Genomic DNA, 20,812 nt, shown 5'->3' with positions numbered 1-20,812 from the left:
GTTCCTAAAACATAAATTTATCGTTAAAATTTTGAATATTATTACAGAAAATCTTTTTTAAATATTCTTTTAATTTCAAACTTTTTCTGTTCCAGCCGATCTTCCAGCTCATTCATCCATACTAGCGGATCTTTGGGATTTACAAGCCTTTTTATATTATCTCGATTTTTTTCTTCGTCAAACCAGATAAGTTTTGTAATTGCTCCCGCCCCAATTCCAATAATCGTCTTATTTTCTTCAATCATTTCAATATTATAAATCGACTCGCTTCCATTTAGTGAATATCCTAGATTTTCTCCCCATTGAAAGCTGTTTTTCTGGCGATACATATAATATGGAAAAAGCTCTTTATTTCTAGTCACATTTTCGATTTTTTCGTAAATCTTTTCATAATCCAGTACGTCTTCGTGAGCATAATTCTCTTTGTTAAGACGGCTTGCATTTTTTATTGCTAGATTATGAATTGTCAGATTTTCCATATTATATTTGGAAATTTCGTCCATTGTGTACAAAATATCTTCTGTAGTTTCACGTGGCAAACCTAAAATCAAGTCCATATTTATTTCTAATCCAAGATTTTTAGCAAGTTTGTAAACATTATCAAACTGTTCCCTGTCGTGATAACGATTTACAAGTTTTAAAGTTTTTTCATTAAAAGACTGCGGATTTATACTAATTTTATTTATTCTATAGCTTTTAATAATAGTCAATTTCTCCTCATCTAAGGTATCTATTCTTCCAGCTTCAAATGTAAATTCCTTTAAATAACCCAAATTATAGTTTTCTTTTACAGTTTCTAGCAATTTGTCAATTTCTTCTGCCGTTAAAATCGAAGGCGTTCCTCCACCGATATAAATTGTGTTAATTTTTAAATCCAGCTCCTGCGTTAATTTGCCAATTTCACGGACTTCGTGATAGATAGACTCGATATATTCATCATATCGCTCTGCATATTTCCCTCGTAGCAGATAGGCTGGGAATGAACAATATGAACATTTTGTAGGGCAAAAGGCAATTCCGATATAAATTCCAATTGTTTCTTTGTCCAGATATGGCTCTTGACGTTTTACAATGTCTAGCAGAAGATTTCTTTTTTCATTGCTTACAAGATATATTTTTTCCAATATTTTGTTAATTTCATTATAAGATAACCCCATCTTTAAAAAACGCCCCACAATCTTTGTAGGACGTACTCCTATTAAAATACCCCATTTATATTCATTTTTTTTATTAAAAAGTTTCATCAAGGAACTTTTTGCCATAACTTCTGCCTGATCAAAATATTCTTCATTGACTTTATTATGTGAAAATATTACTTCTTTTAAAATTTTTCCATTTTTATTATCAATTAATACCGTATTCACAATAATTGTTTCTGTATTCTCACTTTCTGAATCTTTGAGTTTTCCACAATCATTGTCAAAGTTTTCCACATCTTGACTTTTTTCAAAATTAATACTAATTTTCACATCTTTTTCACTATTTTCCGAAAGAATATCATAATGCTCAGGTAAAAGCACACGCATAAATTCCTCAAGTTTATTCTGATTAATCTCAATATTCGCTCTTATCATCTATTTTATAGCTCCCATAAAGTATAGCACCAGCACAATTATCCCAAGAATAATACGATAATATCCAAATACCTTGAAATCGTGCTTTTTTATGTAATCCATAAATACTTTTATCACAGCATACGCAAATACAAATGATAAAACGAATCCTAAAGCAATCAAAAACCATTCATACCCGCTTAAAGCCGTACCAAGTTTCACCAGTTTCAAAAGTGTTGCCCCAAGCATTGTCGGAATTGCCAGAAAAAATGAGAACTCTGTTGCCAAAACTCTGTTTAATCCAAGCAAAACTCCACCAATAATCGTAGCAGCCGATCTCGAAGTTCCTGGAATCATTGCAAGACATTGAAAAAGCCCTACTCCAATCGCAGTTTTTACTGACATTTGTGTAATTGAAGTAATTCCGCCTTTCTTTTTCTCCCTTGACTCAAGCCAAATAAGTATAACTCCATAAATAACTAGCATTATTGCCACAACCACCGAATTAAACAGCACTTTATCAATAATATCGTCAAACAGAAGTCCCAGTACAATTGCAGGAAGCACTGCGATCACTATTTTTACCCACATCTGAACAATATCCATCCGCTGACTTTGACTAAGCCCCTTTGCAAATGGAAAAATTCTTTTCCAATAATACACAACTACCGATAAAATTGCCCCTAACTGTATAATTATCTTGAACGCATTGGCAAACTCCTCATTTTTTGAAAGCTGCAAAAACTGATCCACAATAATCATATGTCCTGTACTACTGACAGGTATAAACTCTGTAAGCCCTTCCACAAGGCTTAAAATAAATACTTTAATAATTCCTGTGAACATAATAATTTCCTTTCTTTTTTATTTTTCAATTAAATCCATGAGATTAATATTAAACAAAATCATTATATCACAAATTTTACACTTTATTAATAGCCATAAAATTTTCTTGTTTATTTATCTGAAATATAGTATTCTAAAATCGTAAAATTTAAAGTAGAAATTTATTCGATGCTTTTAGAGTACAGAGAAGATGGGAAGGTTTATTTTGTGAAAAATATTGAAGTGGCAGAAAAAATATTTTGATATTTAAATCAATAAAAAATCGGAATAAATCCACAAGCAGCAACAAACTTGTTTTGAAGCTAAATACCAAATTTCTGACTGTAATTTTTAAAAGTTCAGAAAGTCAAAATATAGCTTGAAAAATCCCGATTTTTTTATTAAACTTAACTACTTTGTATTGAAAATATGTTTTATATAATTTTCAGCATTTTCTGACAACTTTTCATCACTTAAATTTTCAGTGTCAAAAATAAAATGATGAGGAACTAAATTTGCCTTAATGTATTCAACAGTAGCTTCAAAAGGTGCTAAAATTTCATCCATTGAAAATCTAACGGAACCTTCTTTTGAATATTCCTGCTGCGGTCCTCCGACAGATACGGCAAAACCTATGTTTTTACCTTCAAGCCTGTATTTATTTCCATAAGCCCAGTTATATGAAAGGACTTCATCAAGCCATTTCTTTAATATTGGCGGACTACTGTACCAGTAAAGCGGAAATTCAAAAATTATATTATTGTGTTTTTCAAGCAGTTCCTGCTCCTTTTCAATGTTTATATTCCAGTCTGGATATTCTTTATAAAGTTCATGGACTGTGATTTTGTCAGGATATTTTTCTAGTTCTTCTTTCCATCTTTTGTTAATTCTCGAATTTTCCATATTAGGATGTACCAAAATAACTAAAGTTTTCATAATTTTATTTTTCCTTTCATTTTTTATTTATGGTAACATTTTTTTTAATCAAACTCAAGAGTTTCGGATGTTTTAAGATTATTTCAAAAGCTATTTCTTCTCAGAAAACATAAAATCAAATTCATCATAATACAAATCCTTTGGTTTCCCATCTACTGTCTCTTCATTAATACTTCTTAAAGAAATCTTATAATTAATTTTTCCAGCCTTTCCAATATACTCCAAATCTTTTTGAGAAACTTCATAGCCTGTATCGGTTGTATCTTGCAATTTTAAAGTTTTTAATTTGGATACGATTTGCTGTACTGCCTCTTCGTAATTTATTTTGGCAAGTTCTGTTCCATCTTTGCTGTTTATTGTGATTATTTTATTTTTAATTGTAATTTTATATTTTTCAGATTCATTTTCCTGATCTACTGGGTCTATATTATCAACTTTTCTGTAAGATACAAAGTTGTCATAGCCTGTTATATCAGATATAATTTCAGCATTTTCGCTATTTTTTATTTTATATGTGACAATTTTATGTTCATCATCTTTTTCCCTGTCATCATCTTCACTATCGTATATAGAATACTCTTTCCAAGACTCTTTCACATCTAGCCCTTTTTCCAAATCTCCAAGAGTTGAATAAATCTCTCCTTTTTCATTTTTGAAATTTAATTTCGCAATAGTGCTGTTGTCAGATATATATTGAATTGTTGTATGAATCTGACTTCCCTGTCTGTTAGTCAATTTTTGTGTAATTTTAGAAATTTTTCCATCTTTTAAAGCCCCATATTTTACAAGTATTCTTTTCAATCTTTGACTTTGGCTAAAATTACTAACATTTTTGGCACTAAGTGGAGTGTAAACTGAAATTATAAAACAGATAATTAAACTTATGAAAACTCCTGTAACATTCATGTTTCTAATATATAAAATCATGCAGAAAAGCAGCCAGAATATTGAAATTAGTACGTAATACCGATTTTCTGTAATTCCGTATTGATATGTTCTTTGAAAAACTGCAAATAGTGAAGCAAAAATTAAAGGTATCGAAAAGTATGGAAAATATTTTTTAAAGTTCTCAAAAAATTTATCTTTCTGTGTAAATGGCGTTATTAAAATCATCATGAAGACACTAAATGCTGTATACCAAAGAACGAGATGAGAAATTAGTCCTTTTGGCAAATGCATTGATATAATAACCTTTGTCATATAAATATATAAAACACCTGTGTAAATAATAATTAATGGAATAATTACAAATTTAATCAATAAATTGAAAATAAATGGGAATTCATAATTTTCAAGATTATCATTAGGCTTTTTCAATAAAGATAAAAACAATGATGCTCCAAATACTTCAGTTATAAACCAGAAAGAATACGTAGTCAGTCTAAAAAATAAACTGTCACCAGAATAAAAAAACAGATAATTCACTGTTGCCAGTATTATTTCAATACCAATCCAGAGAACTGCCGCAAAAATGCCAGTTATAACAAAATTTGAAAATACTGACTGCAAATACTTTTCTCTATTATCCTTTTTTCTTAAAATAGGAATTAATAAAAACAGAACCATTGAAATCGGAATCAATGTAAAAAAATAAACATTGTAATAATCATTAGTCCGTAAATACTCTACAAAAAAAATAATTGATACAGCAAATGTTATAACTGAATAAACACCTCTAACTAGCCATCTATTTTTTTTATAAAAATATTTTTCATAAAGCATTTCAAACATTGCTGTAATAAAAATACTCCCAAACAAAAGAAAATTAATTTCAATAAATTCATCAGACTGAAAATTTCTAACTTCAGCTATGTATATGCCTGTAATAAAATGCATAAAAACTAAAATAATCGTTACTGGAAATCTCTCAAATCCACTTTTAAAATGTAAAAGCAGTTTTTTTACATTTTCTTTAATTTTTTTCATAAAAATCACCTCTTATCATATTTCAATCTCTTTTTCAAAATTAAATAAATAGAGAAAATTATTTATTTCACAATAATAATAACATATTTTTATTAAAGGCAAATGAGAAAATTAGTTTATTTTCTTTTTTCTACTTCAAAAAACTCAGCAAAGTTATTTTATTAGTTTTTATTTTAGTATTATTTTTGTTAATAAATATTTTTTTTATTTTATGTTTTTTATTTTGTAAAAAAAATTTGCAATAAATCTGTTATTTGAATGAGATTGAATATAAAAGTAAGTAACAAGCAAAATTTCGTTAGAAGAAAAATAGCTGTTTGAGCTTTTGGAATAAATTTTAAATTAGATAAGATTACTTGAATTAAAATTATTTATATTCAAAAGCGAGTTCTATTTTTCTTATATAAGAAAGTTTTGCGTAAAGCCGGGTTGTAAGGGCATGGCGTATGATGCCCTTACGTCAAAAAAGATTTAGAATTATAAATAAAAAAATGATAATTAATTAAAATATTCTAAAAAATAAGTGATTAATAAAATAACCTAATTAAATAGATAAAAATTTTATTTAATGATTACAGAATGATAAAATTTAAATTTTAATTTTTTTATCTATTAAATAACAAATCAATGTGGTATAATTTGTCATAAAATATAAGTTATTTTATTTAAGTGGCAGATTTTCAAAAATTGTTAAATAAAATAATTAAAAGGGGGATTATTATGAAAATAAAATATGTCATTATTTTTGTAATGCTATTAATTGTGGGAAATTTTTTAAGACTTTTAATTGAGGAGAAAAATATTCCTGAAATTGAAATTAGCAAGGAAAAAAATTATAAAAAGGATAAGGCTAAGAAAGATACTGATTTGACAAAAAGCAATGTAAAATTTGATATTAACAGTATTGAATATAAAGATTTGCTAAAGCTGGGGATTAATAAGAATAAGGCTGAAAAATTTGTTAAATATCGGGATGAAGTTGGGATTATTAAAGATGTTGATGAAGTAAAGAATGTCTCTGGATTTGGAAAATCAGGATTGGAAATTGCTCAAAAATTTTTGTTTGTAGATAATGAAAAAATACAGAATTCCAGACAAAATTATGGGCGTGAAATAACAAAATATTATATTAACAAATCAAATGAAAAGGAATTAAAAAAAATAGGATTTACAAATAAGGAAATAAAAAAATTGATTCCTGAAATTGAAAAAAATAACATAAGGTCAAATGTGGATTTGGAAAAGATTATTGGGAAAGAACGTTATGTGGAAATTGAAGATAAAATAAAATTTATAGAATAAAATACATTTTAATTTAGTTAATATTAGATATGTTCGATAACCTAAGTTTTTTATCTATACAAGAGATCAAAACCTCTTGCTTCAGGATATTTATTTATTAACCTTTAAGTTTATATAGTTATCAAACAGGTCTATTATTCATTATTTTTTTATAAAATCTGCCACTTAGGTAATTTTATTTATATTATTTCGCAAAATAGTTATAAATTTTAAATTATACTTGAATCCACTCAAAATAAAACTATTAAAAATCATATAAACTTAAAATAGTCATAGCTTTTGAGTTCAGTTTTAAATTAGTTTTATTATTTTCGTAAAAAAATAAAAATTAAACAATAGTAGTTTATGATAAGTAAAGGAATGAAAGCCTTTGTAAAAAAGCAGTAAAAAAGAAAGGAGTTTGATTATTTTTTTAAAATAAAATAAAAAAAATGAGTTTATTATCAGATATTGCAGTACCAATCGCAAAGTTGGTAAATATGAAAAAATATAAGGAAAAGGATTTTTTAAATCCAAGAAGAGATACGGATTTTTTGAATAAAAAAAATTTTGACAAGTCGCTTGCTATTGATGAGCAGTTCATTGACGAATATCAAATTTTAACAGTTTTCAGTGAAAAAAGCTGTAACAGGCATATTATTTTTTTGCACGGCGGGGCTTATGTCATGCGTGCTGTTCGGGGGCATAAAAATATTATTGAAAAACTCGTAAAGAAATATCATTTGAAAGTTACATTCATTGATTATCCGCTTGCTCCTGAAAATACTGTGGAGAAAGCACATAAAGTTGTAATGGGGGCTTATAGAAAAATAATAAAAAAATATAAAGATGATGAGTTTTATTTATTTGGAGATTCTTCTGGCGGGGGGCTGGCACTTGCATTTTTGCAAAGATTAAAAGAAGAAAAGCAGTTACCTTTTCCAGAAAAAACTGTATTGATGTCGCCTTGGGTTGATGTTTCAATGACAAATGAGGAAATAGAGGAATTTGCAGAAAAAGATCCGCTTTTGCCGTTAAATGGGCTGATTGTAACTGGAAAGCAGTTTGCTGGGGAACTGGATGTGAAAGATCCGCTGATTTCGCCAATTTATGGAAATATGGATAATCTTGGGGAAATATTCCTCATTTTTGGAACAAATGAAATTTTGTATCCTGATTGCTTAAAATTAAGCGATATGCTGGAAATTGCAGTTGGAACAAGCGTAGAAATAAAAATTGGAGAAAATTTGTGCCATGACTGGATTTTAGCACCCCTTAAAGAAACAGAGGAAACTATTGATGAAATTGGAAAATTTTTTCTGAAATAATCAAAATTTTTCAAATTTAAATAAATTCTATAAAATCTTATTTCTATTTTTTTCTAGAGTTTATTATTATCCAAAAAAATAAAAAAAGGAACTTTAATTATGTCTAAAAAAATTGAGAAAAAAAGTGATAAATATAACAACATTAGTAAAAAAATTAATCAGGAAAAGCACAAGGAAATCCTTAAAATTCACAAAGAAATAAAAACTGGAATTGAAAAGGCTATAAAAGGTTATAAAAAGGCATGGGAAGGTACAGAACAAGAGGTTTTTGCAGAAATGGCATTTTGTATCTTGACACCTCAGTCGAAGGCTAAAAATGCTTGGAAAGCTATTACAAATATAGTGAAAAATGATCTTCTGTATGAAGGAAAAGCTGAAGAGATAGTTGAATTTTTGAATATTGTCAGATTTAAAAATAATAAGTCTAGATATTTGGTGGAATTACGAGAATTAATGACAAGAGACGGGAAATTGCAGCCAAAGAAAATTTTGTCTGGAATTGGGGATACTTTTGAAAAACGAAAATGGATATTGAAAAACGTTAGAGGTATGGGACTAAAGGAGGCAAATCATGTGCTGCGAAATCTTGGATTTGGAGAAAATATTGCAATTTTAGATAGGCATATTTTGAGAAATCTTGAAGCTCTTAATGTGATTGATGAAATTCCTAAGACAATAACTGAGAAAAAATATTATGAAATTGAAGAAAAAATGAGAGAATATTCATATTTTTCAAAAATAAAAATGGATGAGCTGGACTTGGTTTTATGGTATAAGGAAGCTGGAGAAATTTTTAAATAATTTTAAATTCTGTAGTGATTTTTTCAAAAAAATATGGTAGAATACTATTGGAAAATTATTATAAGTATTAGATATTATATTTAGTTTTTTATTTAAAAAATAATTTCTTAAATAGCAGTTTAAAATTGAAAGGAGAGCGGTTACTATGACCACTAATTTAAAACAATTCAAGAAAGATATGAAAAAGCATAACTTTGCCAAAAGCACGATTATCCTCGGATTAGCTGCGCTACTAATTAGCTGTGGTGGAGGCGGAGGTGGCGGAGGCGGCAATTCGGGTGGAACAGCAGCGGCTACTCCTACTCCTACAGATCCGGCACCAGTAACAACAAAACCGACTGTAACAACAACAACTTCTGGAATAGGCTGGAATTCTTCTACTCTTTCTTATAATAAAGATAATCCTCACAACAATTCAAATACAACACTCACAGGTAATAATGTAAAAGTGGGAATTATTGACGTAGGATTTGAAAATTCAGCATTTAGTTCTGATCTTTCAGAAAAATTTGGAAGTCGTTTAACAAAACTTACAGTTTCTGGATTTACATCAGAAGCTACTGAAAACGATGATCATGGAATTGTTGTAGCGGATCTTGCTGCAGGTTCTTCAAATGGAATTGCAAAAGGTGCTAGTGTATATGTAATTGACGCAGCTAAACGTAATACTGACAAAAAAGTGACTTATCCAAGCGTAAAATTAGAAATGTATCAAAAATTAAAAGATAATGGGGTAACCATCTATAATCAATCATTCGGAATCGACGGAGAAGTAACGGATTTTAATAATGATTCTGCTTCAAGCCATTATTATGGACACCAAATTGGAAGTTCTATGCTTGATTTTTATAAAAATGAAGTAAATAATGGTTCTTTATTTGTATGGTCTGCTGGAAATGATTCTTCTGACAAACAGCCTACACTTGAAGGAGGTTTACCACATTTTGAAAGCGGACTTCAAAAGGGATGGATTAATGTAGTTGCATTGACTTCAAAAAACGAATCTAAACTGGGAGATACAAGCTGGGATAATTTGACTCCGTTATCACCTGCAGGAGTTGCTAAAAACTGGACTGTAACTGCTGTTGGAGATCAAACATTTACAATAAAAGGACAAAATTATGTTGGTGGGGGTTCTTCTTTTGCCGCACCGCTAGTAACAGGAACAGCTGCATTACTTAAAGAAAAATATCCTTGGATGGATGCTAGCCTAATTCGTCAAACAATTTTATCAACTGCGACAGATATAGGAGCATCTGGTGTCGATGAAGTTTACGGATGGGGACTTTTAAATATTGATAAAGCGTTAAAAGGGCCTGCCTTATTTAGTAAGGAACTTGCGCTTTCAGATAATGTAAGCATTAATATTCCAAGTGGAAGCTATACTTTCTCAAATGATATTTCAGGAGATGCAGGTGTAATTAAAGATGGAGCTGGAGACTTGATTTTATCTGGAAACTCTACATTTACAGGAGATACAACTGTAAATAATGGTAGATTGCAAGTAAACGGTGTTTATGCTTCTTCAATCAACGTAAGAAGACAGGCTATTCTTTCTACAAATAGCGCTATAATAAAAAATAACATTAAAAATGATGGAACAATAGAAAACTTCGGTTCTACAGAGGTTGCTGGAAACTATGAATCATTGGAAAATTCTAGAATTGTAACAGACTTAAATTCTAATATACATGTAAAAGGAAAAGTCAACTTAAATAATTCTAAACTTGAAGTAAAACCTGAACAAAATGGTGAAAGAAAATATATAACATCTAATGGAACTGTACAAAATGTAATTACATCTGACGATAAAATCCAAGGAAATGTTACTGATGTAAATACTGATGAAATGTTAAATACTAAGATTGATCAGACTGAAAATTCTGTTTCTGCAAAAGTAAGTAGAAAAAATGTACTGGATTATGTAGAAAAGATATCAGAATCTGATGAAATGCAAAAAAATACTGCACAAAATCTAGAAACCGCTTTTCAAAAATTAGATCAAGACATTGAAAATGGAACATCTGGAAATGTTACACAGTTTGAAAGAAAAGCCGCTAAATTACAAGCTCTTACTTCTTCAAACAGGGCAGCCGTTTTGGATAGTCTATCTGGACAAATTTATGCTTCAGCACAAGCATTGACTTTCCAACATTCTCAAACTGTAAATAAGGATTTGTCTAATAGATTAGTTATGTTAGGAACTCTTGACAATGTTGGAGATAAATTTGGATTATGGATTTCTGGATTGGGTGCTAATGGTAAATTAAAACAAGATGGATATGGTAAGGGAAGTACTAAAGTATATGGTGGACAAGTTGGAGTTGATAAGCAATTTGGAGACAACTTAATTTTAGGTACTGCTTTGTCTTATTCAAAAGCTGATGTTAAATTTGACAGATATGGTGGTAAATCTGATGCTAACAATTTTGGAATTTCATTATATGGAAGATTAGGAAACAAAGATGTTCCAGTCTACTTACAAGGACGTTTTGGAATTGGATTTGTTGACAGTGATGTGGAAAGGGATATTATTTTAAGTAATAACGACTATACTAGAGCTAAAATTAATCATAATGATAAAGTTTATTCTGGATATTTAGAAACAGGATATGACGTTAAAAATGCTAATGGAGATTTTGTAGTAACACCATTTGTAGGATTAACTCACGATACGGTTGTAAGAGGGTCATTCTCTGAAGAAAAAAGTCAATTTGGATTAACTGCTGACAAGAAAAATTATAATCAGACAGCTGCATTAGTTGGACTTAGAGCTGGAAAATCTGTAAACTGGAAGGGTGGAAGCAAAACTACATTCCAAGGATATGTAACACATCAAAGAGCCTTTAATAAACAGGATCTAAGTTTTGATGCAAGATATACTGGACTTCCAGGAGCAACATTCAAAGTAAAAGGTATTGGACTTTCTAAGAATAAAACTTGGGCTGGAGTTGGAGCATTGACAGAAGTAAATAAAGACTTTGGATGGTATATAAATTATGATGGTTCTGTTGATAGTGGAAAAGGTAAAGGAAATAATAATGTATTTACAACAGGGGTTAGATTTAATTTTTAATCTGAGATTTACATTTATTGACTTTTTATATAACACGTGTTATAATAATACAAAAATGGAGGTTTTTTATGAAACAGAATACATTAATTAGCAATATTGTCAAAATTGAATCAAAAGAAAAAGAAATTTTAAAAAATGTTCTTTTAGTATTAGGTGGAGTAGCATTTTTGAGTTTAATGGCTCAAGTTATGATTCCATTACCTTATACTCCAGTACCAATTACACTTGGGACATTTGGAGTCACATTAATGGCGTTACTATACGGCAAAAAATTAGGAACTGCAACAATCCTTTCCTATGTTGCAGCAGGTAGCTTAGGTGCTCCAATTTTTGCTGGTGCTAAAGCAGGATCCTTATTTTCACCAACAGGAGGGTATATTTTAGGATATATTGTTTCTACAATTCTTTTAGGATATTTAGCTGATAAAGGAGTTACAAAATCTTACGTAAAAACAATACTTTCATTAATGCTTTCTAGTACAATTATCTTGACATTAGGTGCATTGCAATTATCATTATTTTTACCAGGTAAAAATGCATTCATGGTTGGTGTATTGCCTTTCCTTCCAGGAGATGCGTTAAAATCAACTGCTGTAACATTGCTTGTTCCAACATTATGGAAATTTATTCCAAAAAATAATAATGATAAAAAGAATTAATTTATGAGACAAAAAAATTCAAATGAAAATTATTTCTACAAATTTTCAGTAAATATTATAAAATATGGTAAAATATCCATAAAACCAAACTAGTTTTGAATATATAATAAAATTCCTATTATTCTTTAGTAAAATTTAAAATAGGAATTTTTTTTATGTAACCAAAGTTACACTTTATTTAAAAAAAATGTTGTAAAATAAAAATGGAGAAAATTAACATTAAAATTGATTTAGAAAGTTATATAAAAAACTTGGATAATTCATTCAAAATTATATTTTATCTAAGTTTTAAATATTTTCTTTTTCTGTTATTTAAGTACACAAGCATTTAATAATGCAAGTGTGCTTTTTTTTGAAATCTGAAAAAATTATTAAATCTATCTTGACAATTTAAATATATGGTGGTAATATAATATTGTTATTAGGTTGACCTAAATATATGGTTAGGCTAGGCTAAACAAATAGAAAGGAGTTGAGATGAGCAGAAGTATAGAAGATTATCTAAAAGGAATATATACTTTGAAAAAAAAGAAGGAATATTCCAATAAAAAACTTGCAGAATATTTAAATATCTCTCCAGCTTCAGTCAGTGAAATGATAAAAAAGCTGGTAAACGATGATTATTTAACTATTGACAAGAAAACGGTAAAACTTACTGAAAAAGGGAACAGTTTTGCACTTGACATTATACGTAAACATAGGGTTTGGGAAGTTTTTTTGTTTGAAAAGCTGGGGTATGAAAAGGAAGAAGTTCATAAGGAAGCGGAAATTCTGGAACATGTAACTAGCAATAAACTTCTTCAAAAGCTGGAAAAATTCCTGTTTTATCCTAAGGAATGTCCGCACGGGAGCCCGATTTTCTATAATTTGGAAAACTTTGATGAGGAAAATATTATAAAATTATCTGAAACTGAAGAAGACGATGAAATTGTTATATTAAGTGTGGAAGATAATATAGAATTATATGATTATTTACGGGATTTGGACATAAATTTAAAGGAAAAATATATTGTGGAAAAAAAAGATCCGTTTAATGGACCGATATATTTGAAAAGTGAGCAAAATAATGAAAAAATAGTGGCTTTTAATGCAGCAGATATGATTGAGGTTTATAAAAAAAATAAAGATTTGGAGGAGACAGATAATGAGTAAAAACAACGTATTAACAAAATTAAACTTAGTAATCGCAGTATGTGTAGCAATGATGCTACTAATATCTTGTGGAAAAGGTGGAGCTTCATCAGGTAAAAAAATAAAAGTTACGACAACAACGACAATGCTTACTGACCTTGTAAAAACAATTGGTGGAGATAAAGTCGAAGTTACAGGACTTATGGGAGAAGGAGTAGATCCGCATTTGTATAGTGCTAGTGCAGGAGATATTGAAAAACTTGGAAATGCAGACATTATAGTGTATGGTGGATTACATCTGGAAGGTAAAATGACAGAAATTTTTGAAAAATTAACTTCTCAAAACAAAAATATACTAAATGTTGGGGACAAACTAGATAAAAGTAAAATTCATTTAGTTGACCAAAATACTCCTGATCCGCATGTATGGTTCAATACAGAATTATGGGAAAAAGAAGCTGAGGCAGTCGAAGCTGAATTAAGTAAATTTGATCCTAAAAATAGTGACTACTACAAAGAAAACTTGAAAAAATATAAAGCTGAACTAAATGAACTTACAACTTATGTAAAAACAAGAATAAGTGAAATTCCTGAAAAAAGCAGAGTTCTTGTAACAGCTCACGATGCATTTAACTACTTTGGAGAACAATTTGGACTAGAAGTAAAAGCAATACAAGGTGTTTCTACAGATTCTGAAACTGGTACAAAAAATATAAGCGACTTAGCCAATTTCATTGTTCAAAGAAATATAAAAGCAATATTTGTAGAATCTTCTGTTCCGAAAAAAAGTATAGAAGCATTGCAGGAAGCTGTAAAAGCTAGAGGAAAAGAAGTTAAAATAGGTGGAGAATTGTATTCAGATTCGCTAGGAGATAAAGCACATAACTCTGAAACTTATATTAAAACAGTTAAAGCAAACGCCGATACCATTGTAAATGCTTTAAAATAAAAATTAAACTCGCTTTTCTCAGACCATAATTTTTATTTTCAAAAAATGCTTAGACAAGCGGGGATGCAAGGGTATGGCGATTGATACCCTTGCAATAATTAAAAAAATAACATAAAAAATTAAAGGAAAATATTTATTAATAACAATTTATTTTATAAAAATACAAAATGATTATTAAAAATTAAGACAAAATGAGACATTAAATAAAAAATAAATTTGCAGAAATAGAACAGTTTTACAATTTAGGAGAAGGAGGAAAGATGAATCAAAATGTTTCTGATGATATTATTATAAGGGTTGAGGATTTAACGGTAGCTTATGAAGATAAGCCTGTTTTGTGGGATGTTGAGCTTGACATTAAAAAGGGAGTCCTTATGGCTATAGTGGGACCAAATGGGGCTGGGAAATCTACTTTAATTAAAGCAATGCTTGATTTACTAAAGCCTGTTACTGGAGAAGTAAGATTTTATAATGAAAAATATAGCAAAGTGCGGGATAAGATAGCTTATGTACCACAAAGAGGAAGTGTTGACTGGGATTTTCCCACTACTGTATTTGATGTTGTGGAAATGGGGCGTTATGGAAAAGTCGGGTGGTTAAAGAAAGTTAGAAAAATTGATAAAGAAAAAACGAAAGAAGCGATTCACAAAGTTGAAATGGATGAATTTTCAGATAGGCAAATAAGCCAGTTGTCTGGTGGTCAGCAGCAAAGAGTGTTTTTGGCACGGGCATTAGTGCAGGATGCTGAAATATATTTTATGGATGAGCCGTTTCAAGGTGTCGACAGTAAAACGGAAAAATCTATTGTAAATATTTTAAAAAAATTGCGAGATGAGAAAAAAACTGTAATTGTTGTTCATCATGATTTGCAGACAGTAAAGGATTATTTTGATTATGTGACATTTATAAATGTGTCTGTTATAGCTTCTGGACCTGTGGAAGAAATTTTTACTCCTGAAAATATTGAAAAAACATATAAGAGTAAAAAAGCAACTCAAAATAATGGAAATCTGTCTGAAATTGAAAAGGAGCGATAAAATGAATATATTAAATCTTCTTATAACAGATCATACATTCAGAACAGTTGCACTTGGTTGTCTATTGCTTGGAATGGTTTCAGGAATACTTGGATGTTTTGCCGTTTTACGAAAGCAAAGTTTATTGGGAGATGCAGTTTCTCATGCTTCACTTCCCGGAGTTTGCTTAGCTTTTTTATTTACAAACGTGAAAAATACAGAAGTTTTGCTGCTTGGTGCCTTAATAACAGGAATTGTATGTATTGGTTTAATCCAATTAATTCAAAATTATACAAAAATAAAATTTGATAGTGCTTTAGCATTGATTTTATCAGTATTTTTTGGGTTAGGGTTAGTTTTACTTTCTTATTTGAATAAATTGCCGGGTGCAAATAAATCGGGATTAAATAAATTTATTTTTGGGCAAGCATCGACATTTATTAAAAGAGATGTAAATATTATCTTCATTACAGGGATTATTCTTTTAATTATAATTATTCTTTTCTGGAAGGAATTTAAAATTGTTTCGTTTGACTCTGATTTTGCCAAAACATTGGGATTTCCAAGCAAGAAAATCGAAATATTAATTTCCATATTGATTGTAACTACTGTAATAATAGGTATTCAGGCGGCAGGAGTAATATTAATAAGTGCAATGCTTATTTCTCCAGCAGTTGCGGCACGGCAATGGACAGACAAACTTTCAATTATGGTAATTTTGGCGGCTTTTTTTGGTGGAATATCAGGTTTGCTTGGAACTTTGATTAGTATAAGTGAAAGTAATTTGCCTACCGGGCCTGTTATTGTCATAATTATAAGTATAATTGTAATTATTAGTATTCTTTTTTCAAATAAAAGAGGGATTGTATTTAAAATTATAAGAAATCAGAAAAGAAAAAAAGAATTTAAGAAAAAACTTGAAAATAAAAAATCTGAATTAAATAGTTTAAAAATGAATAATTTGGAAAGGGGGAAATAAATTATGAATTTTTCATTGGAAATACAATTAATTGCGATAATGGTGGCAAGTGCCTGCTCGATTTTAGGAACATTTCTGGTTTTAAAAAGTATGGCAATGGTTTCGGATGCGATTACGCACACTATCTTACTTGGAATTGTAGTTGCATTTTTTGCAGTTCATGACTTAAATTCTCCCTTGTTAATCGTTGGTGCGGGAATAGTTGGAGTTTTAACCGTTTACCTTGTGGAACTTCTTAATTCAACAAGACTTGTCAAGGAAGATTCTGCAATTGGAGTGGTTTTTCCGCTGTTATTCAGTATTGCGGTAATTTTAATTTCAAGATATGCTGGAAATGTACATTTGGATGTTGATTCAGTATTACTGGGAGAACTGGCATTTGCACCATTTAATCGGATACAGATATTTGGATTTAGCATTGCTAAAGGATTAGTTGCAACTTTTATCGTTTTTCTCCTAAAAAAGGTCTAATTTTTACAATTAATCGTAAAAGAAGCCAAAAAATGATTTTTTCAGTTAGAATTCTTTTAATCCATTTGTCTAACCATGCTAATACTAAACATGAAAAAGATGAATGTGGAACTGAAACGATTGATAACCATCTTCGTTGGAATAAAAGCTTTTTAGATAAAGTTATTGAAAAGGCAAAAAAGGAAAAATATATTTATGTGGATAATGATGTTTTCAAGGTTTCTGAAAAAGGAGAAAAATATTTACTAAATATCTAATATTATATCCATTCAAATAAAAAATTTATTATAAATTCTTATTTAACAAAGGGACAAAATCTCTTATTACTAAATTTCTATTTTTTTTAATTAATAAATTTAAAATAAATCAACTATTATGGATTGTTTTTTATAAATTATATGAAACAATCCTTTTTATATTACTTTTCTCCAATACAAGGCTCCATTCGTTTAAAATTTTTCTAATTTACTTTGTCTGCCTCTAAAATATATCGAATACTAACTTAGTTAGAAGAACAAAAAACTGTATTTTATTTATTTTATAATAAGAAATCTAAATTTTTTATTTAAAAAATTCATACAAAATCTAACATTTAAATAAGAAATATTATAAATAGTAAGCTCATAACAAATTCAAAAATTTATGATATATATAATTAAAATAAGATAAATAAATTTTTTTTATCCTAATTAATAGTATAAAAAATCTAAAAATTCGGAAAAATAGGGAACTATGAAATTATATATTTTTTTTATGAAACTTGAAAAACACAAAATATTGTGTTATCATTATGTTATAAAAACAATATATAGTGTTTTAGGTAAAAAAACCTGAATGAATTAGATATGTTTAGAGGGATAAGGGAAATTGATGGTTTGCAGAAAAGTGGAAAAGTATGAAAGTAAAAATAAGGGAGGAATAAAAATGCAACCACAATTAACAGAAAATTTAAAAAATATAATAGCAGGAATAGTGAATGTTGAAAGCAACGATACTTGCAATGAAAATGCTAATATGTCTTCAATGACACCCGCGGGACAAATGATGAAATTTGCAAGTGAAGTATCAAAAATTTACGCTTTGGAAAATTTAGTTTCACCAAGATTCAAAAAAGCTCATGAAAAAGGGCTTATTCATATTCACGATTTGGATTTTTATTCCAGTAAAACTACAACTTGCCTGCAATATGACTTAGCAGATATGTTTGAAAATGGTTTTTATACTAAGCATGGATACATTAGGGAAGCACAAAGTATTTCCACTTATGCAACACTTGCTACCATTATTTTTCAGACAAATCAAAATGAACAGCATGGTGGACAAGCAATACCGGCATTTGACTTCTATATGGCAAAAGGTGTGCTAAAATCGTTTAGACGGCACTTGAAAAGAAGAATTTTGAGCTTCGTAGAAATTAAAAATGGAGTGGAAATTACACAAGAATATGAAAAAAATGCTAAAGAATTTTTGAAAAAAAATGTTTCTTCAATTAAATGCAATGAAAATGAAATCAAATTACTGGAAGAATACTTTAAAATAAATAGAGATGATTTAATTAAGTTGCTAGTTGAGGCTTATGATGATACTCAAAATGAAACTTATCAAGCAATGGAAGGATTTTTGCATAATTTGAACACAATGCACTCTCGTGGTGGAAATCAAGTTGTCTTTTCTTCAATAAATTATGGAACTGACACCTCAGAAGAAGGTAGAATGGTTATCCGTGAATTATTAAAGGCGACATCAAGCGGACTTGGTAAAAATGAAACTCCAATTTTTCCGATACAAATTTTTAAGGTAAAGGAAGGGCTTAATTATTCTGACAATGATTATGAACTAGCTAGAAGCGACTTTGATGAAATTTTGGAAACTGTAAAAAAACAAAAAATTTCTTATGACGATAATTCAGAAAATAAAAAATCACTTTTTGAAACACCAAATTTTGACTTGTTATTATTGTCTTGTGAAACTTCAAGCAGAAGATTATTTCCAAACTTTGTATTTCTGGATTCTGAATTTAACAGACACGAAAAATGGAGAATGGATGATCCAGAAAGATACAAATATGAAATCGCAACAATGGGTTGCCGAACACGTGTATTTGAAAATGTAAATGGTGAAAAAACTAGCCTTGGACGTGGTAATTTGTCCTTTACAAGTATTAATTTCCCTAGAATTGCGATTTTGACTAGAAAAAATGTAGAAAAAGAGATTGCAGAAATGGAAAAAGATGGAAAATTTGCGAATGAAGAAGAAAAAAATAATAAAAAAGTTGAACTTTTAACAGAAGAATTTCAAAAAAGAGTGCTTGAAGCAACATATTTAGTTGGAGATCAACTTTATGAACGTTACAATTTCCAAAGAACAGCTTTGGCAAAACAATTTCCATTTATGAGAAGCAATAATTTATGGAAAGGGCTTGGAGAAAAAGATGGAAATGATGAAGTTGGAGATGCGATAAATACAGGTTCTCTTTCAATTGGTTTTGTTGGAGGGGCAAATGCGATGTATGCTTTATTTGATGCAGAACACGGAACAAGTGAAGTTGCTTATAAGGTGCTTTATGATACGATTGAAAAAATGGGTGCAGTTGCAGATGAATTTAGAGATAAGTATCATTTGAATTATTCAATTTTGGCAACTCCGGCAGAAAGTTTGGCAGGAAGATTTTTACGTATTGATAGAGATGAATTTGGAGTAATTAAAAATGTCACAGATAGGGATTATTATGTAAATTCATTTCATATTGATGTAAAAAAGGAAATTAGCCTTTTTGATAAAATTAGAAAGGAAGCTCCATTTCATAAATTGACAAAAGGTGGACATATTACCTATGTGGAATTAGATGGGGAAGCACGAAAAAATATGGGTGTTATGTTAAAAATTGTAAAAGTTATGAAGGACTCTGGAATTGGTTATGGTTCAATAAATCATCCAGTTGACAGATGCAGAGATTGTGGAACCGAAGCAATAATTTATGATAAATGCCCAATTTGTGGAAGTCATAATATTTCTAGAATTAGAAGAATAACAGGCTATCTGACAGGAGATTTAGACAGCTGGAATAGCGCTAAGCAAGCCGAAGAACACGACAGGGTAAAACACGGTATAAAATAAATATATTATATAACAGTGAGGTAATTTAAAGTGAATAAACTAAAGACAGAAAAAGAAAAAATTTTAGAAAAAAATTTTTCAAAAACTCCAAAAAATGATTTTACATTGAAAATCTTAACAACTTACAAGGAAACAATCGTTGACGGTGTCGGTCTTCGTTATTCACTTTACTTTGCTGGCTGTTCTCATGCCTGCCCTGGGTGCCATAACGAGTATTCATGGAATCCAAATCACGGAAATACTCTAACTTATGAAATTTTAGAAAAAATTGCCAATGAAATAAATGAAAATACTCTGCTTGATGGAATTACAATAAGCGGTGGCGATCCCCTCTTTAATCCAGTAGATATGTTAAAAGTCCTGAAGTTCTTAAAGGAAAAGACTGGAAAGAATATATGGCTTTATACGGGTTATACAATTGAACAAATTCGCTGTGATGAATTGCGAAAAAAATGCCTTGAGTATGTAGATGTGCTAGTTGATGGACGGTTTGTAAAGGAACTTTATGACCCGAAAATAAAATTTAGGGGAAGCAGTAATCAAAGAATTATAAAAAAAGAAGATTTTTTTATTAAATAGATTTATTTGATAATTTTATAAATACATATTTTAAATTAATTAACGAATAAGTCTATTTTTTTTATAAAATTTTACCCAAAAAACATTTCATATTCTCATATCAAAAGAAAAATTAATGTAAAAATATATAGAAAAAACTTAAAAATAATGATAAAATATTTATGTACAATTATGTTTTATAAAAA

General features: G+C 29.3%; 17 protein-coding genes. 13 read left to right on the top strand and 4 right to left on the bottom strand.

Features of this window, described 5'->3' with window-relative positions; translation table 11 throughout:
- Positions 1-41: 41 nt before the first annotated feature.
- The 4 genes from F1564_RS08790 to F1564_RS08775 all read right to left on the bottom strand — a co-directional run bounded on the left by F1564_RS08790 (position 42) and on the right by F1564_RS08775 (position 5,240).
- A complete protein-coding gene (locus F1564_RS08790) occupies positions 42-1,574 on the bottom strand; it encodes a coproporphyrinogen III oxidase (protein ID WP_018450433.1) in 1,533 nt (510 codons plus the stop codon).
- On the bottom strand, positions 1,575-2,399 hold the full coding sequence (locus F1564_RS08785) for an undecaprenyl-diphosphate phosphatase (protein WP_018450434.1): 825 nt from the start codon (positions 2,397-2,399) through the stop codon (positions 1,575-1,577).
- A 390-nt stretch (positions 2,400-2,789) separates the two neighbouring features.
- A complete protein-coding gene (locus F1564_RS08780) occupies positions 2,790-3,314 on the bottom strand; it encodes an NAD(P)H-dependent oxidoreductase (protein ID WP_018450435.1) in 525 nt (174 codons plus the stop codon).
- A 90-nt stretch (positions 3,315-3,404) separates the two neighbouring features.
- Entirely contained in the window at positions 3,405-5,240 is a 1,836-nt protein-coding gene (locus F1564_RS08775; RefSeq protein ID WP_018450436.1) for a DUF4153 domain-containing protein, read from the bottom strand.
- Positions 5,241-5,960: 720 nt separating this feature from the next.
- Here F1564_RS08775 and F1564_RS08770 point away from each other — a divergent pair.
- The 13 genes from F1564_RS08770 to nrdG all read left to right on the top strand — a co-directional run bounded on the left by F1564_RS08770 (position 5,961) and on the right by nrdG (position 20,627).
- Positions 5,961-6,542 carry a helix-hairpin-helix domain-containing protein gene (locus F1564_RS08770; protein WP_018450437.1) on the top strand — a complete coding sequence of 194 codons (582 nt, stop codon included), beginning with the start codon at positions 5,961-5,963 and terminating at the stop codon, positions 6,540-6,542.
- A 431-nt stretch (positions 6,543-6,973) separates the two neighbouring features.
- Positions 6,974-7,849 carry an alpha/beta hydrolase fold domain-containing protein gene (locus tag F1564_RS08765; protein ID WP_018450438.1) on the top strand — a complete coding sequence of 292 codons (876 nt, stop codon included), beginning with the start codon at positions 6,974-6,976 and terminating at the stop codon, positions 7,847-7,849.
- 99 nt (positions 7,850-7,948) lie between these two features.
- On the top strand, positions 7,949-8,650 hold the full coding sequence (locus F1564_RS08760) for an N-glycosylase/DNA lyase (RefSeq protein ID WP_018450439.1): 702 nt from the start codon (positions 7,949-7,951) through the stop codon (positions 8,648-8,650).
- A 145-nt stretch (positions 8,651-8,795) separates the two neighbouring features.
- Positions 8,796-11,726, top strand: a complete 2,931-nt coding sequence (locus F1564_RS08755; RefSeq protein WP_018450440.1) for an autotransporter outer membrane beta-barrel domain-containing protein — start codon at positions 8,796-8,798, stop codon at positions 11,724-11,726.
- A 68-nt stretch (positions 11,727-11,794) separates the two neighbouring features.
- Entirely contained in the window at positions 11,795-12,385 is a 591-nt protein-coding gene (locus F1564_RS08750) for a biotin transporter BioY (protein ID WP_018450441.1), read from the top strand.
- 477 nt (positions 12,386-12,862) lie between these two features.
- Positions 12,863-13,537, top strand: coding sequence for a metal-dependent transcriptional regulator (locus F1564_RS08745; RefSeq protein WP_018450442.1), 675 nt, complete (start codon positions 12,863-12,865; stop codon positions 13,535-13,537).
- Entirely contained in the window at positions 13,530-14,465 is a 936-nt protein-coding gene (locus F1564_RS08740; RefSeq protein ID WP_018450443.1) for a metal ABC transporter solute-binding protein, Zn/Mn family, read from the top strand. The genes F1564_RS08745 and F1564_RS08740 overlap by 8 nt, the downstream gene beginning before the upstream one ends.
- 260 nt (positions 14,466-14,725) lie before the next feature.
- Positions 14,726-15,502 carry a metal ABC transporter ATP-binding protein gene (locus tag F1564_RS08735; RefSeq protein WP_018450444.1) on the top strand — a complete coding sequence of 259 codons (777 nt, stop codon included), beginning with the start codon at positions 14,726-14,728 and terminating at the stop codon, positions 15,500-15,502.
- A gap of 1 nt (position 15,503) precedes the next feature.
- On the top strand, positions 15,504-16,460 hold the full coding sequence (locus F1564_RS08730) for a metal ABC transporter permease (protein WP_018450445.1): 957 nt from the start codon (positions 15,504-15,506) through the stop codon (positions 16,458-16,460).
- 3 nt (positions 16,461-16,463) lie between these two features.
- On the top strand, positions 16,464-16,931 hold the full coding sequence (locus F1564_RS10565) for a metal ABC transporter permease (RefSeq protein ID WP_408610474.1): 468 nt from the start codon (positions 16,464-16,466) through the stop codon (positions 16,929-16,931).
- Between the two features lie 32 nt (positions 16,932-16,963).
- On the top strand, positions 16,964-17,188 hold the full coding sequence (locus tag F1564_RS10560) for a hypothetical protein (protein WP_408610473.1): 225 nt from the start codon (positions 16,964-16,966) through the stop codon (positions 17,186-17,188).
- Positions 17,189-17,801: 613 nt separating this feature from the next.
- The gene (locus F1564_RS08720) at positions 17,802-20,048 is read left to right on the top strand and encodes an anaerobic ribonucleoside triphosphate reductase (RefSeq protein ID WP_018450447.1); all 2,247 of its coding nucleotides are present in this window, start codon (positions 17,802-17,804) and stop codon (positions 20,046-20,048) included.
- A 30-nt stretch (positions 20,049-20,078) separates the two neighbouring features.
- Complete coding sequence (gene nrdG, locus F1564_RS08715; protein WP_018450448.1) at positions 20,079-20,627, top strand: anaerobic ribonucleoside-triphosphate reductase activating protein; 549 nt, start codon at positions 20,079-20,081, stop codon at positions 20,625-20,627.
- The last annotated feature ends 185 nt before the right edge of the window (positions 20,628-20,812 follow it).

Source organism: Leptotrichia shahii, assembly GCF_008327825.1.
Classification (GTDB): domain Bacteria; phylum Fusobacteriota; class Fusobacteriia; order Fusobacteriales; family Leptotrichiaceae; genus Leptotrichia; species Leptotrichia shahii.
Note: the sequence above shows the minus strand (reverse complement) of the source record. Positions and strands in the feature narration are given on the sequence as shown.

Coding starts and splice junctions, on each gene's coding strand:
- F1564_RS08790 (WP_018450433.1), bottom strand. CDS start 1,574: ATGATAAGAGCGAATATTGAGATTAATCAGAATAAACTTGAGGAATTT.
- F1564_RS08785 (WP_018450434.1), bottom strand. CDS start 2,399: ATGTTCACAGGAATTATTAAAGTATTTATTTTAAGCCTTGTGGAAGGG.
- F1564_RS08780 (WP_018450435.1), bottom strand. CDS start 3,314: ATGAAAACTTTAGTTATTTTGGTACATCCTAATATGGAAAATTCGAGA.
- F1564_RS08775 (WP_018450436.1), bottom strand. CDS start 5,240: ATGAAAAAAATTAAAGAAAATGTAAAAAAACTGCTTTTACATTTTAAA.
- F1564_RS08770 (WP_018450437.1), top strand. CDS start 5,961: ATGAAAATAAAATATGTCATTATTTTTGTAATGCTATTAATTGTGGGA.
- F1564_RS08765 (WP_018450438.1), top strand. CDS start 6,974: ATGAGTTTATTATCAGATATTGCAGTACCAATCGCAAAGTTGGTAAAT.
- F1564_RS08760 (WP_018450439.1), top strand. CDS start 7,949: ATGTCTAAAAAAATTGAGAAAAAAAGTGATAAATATAACAACATTAGT.
- F1564_RS08755 (WP_018450440.1), top strand. CDS start 8,796: ATGACCACTAATTTAAAACAATTCAAGAAAGATATGAAAAAGCATAAC.
- F1564_RS08750 (WP_018450441.1), top strand. CDS start 11,795: ATGAAACAGAATACATTAATTAGCAATATTGTCAAAATTGAATCAAAA.
- F1564_RS08745 (WP_018450442.1), top strand. CDS start 12,863: ATGAGCAGAAGTATAGAAGATTATCTAAAAGGAATATATACTTTGAAA.
- F1564_RS08740 (WP_018450443.1), top strand. CDS start 13,530: ATGAGTAAAAACAACGTATTAACAAAATTAAACTTAGTAATCGCAGTA.
- F1564_RS08735 (WP_018450444.1), top strand. CDS start 14,726: ATGAATCAAAATGTTTCTGATGATATTATTATAAGGGTTGAGGATTTA.
- F1564_RS08730 (WP_018450445.1), top strand. CDS start 15,504: ATGAATATATTAAATCTTCTTATAACAGATCATACATTCAGAACAGTT.
- F1564_RS10565 (WP_408610474.1), top strand. CDS start 16,464: ATGAATTTTTCATTGGAAATACAATTAATTGCGATAATGGTGGCAAGT.
- F1564_RS10560 (WP_408610473.1), top strand. CDS start 16,964: ATGATTTTTTCAGTTAGAATTCTTTTAATCCATTTGTCTAACCATGCT.
- F1564_RS08720 (WP_018450447.1), top strand. CDS start 17,802: ATGGTTTGCAGAAAAGTGGAAAAGTATGAAAGTAAAAATAAGGGAGGA.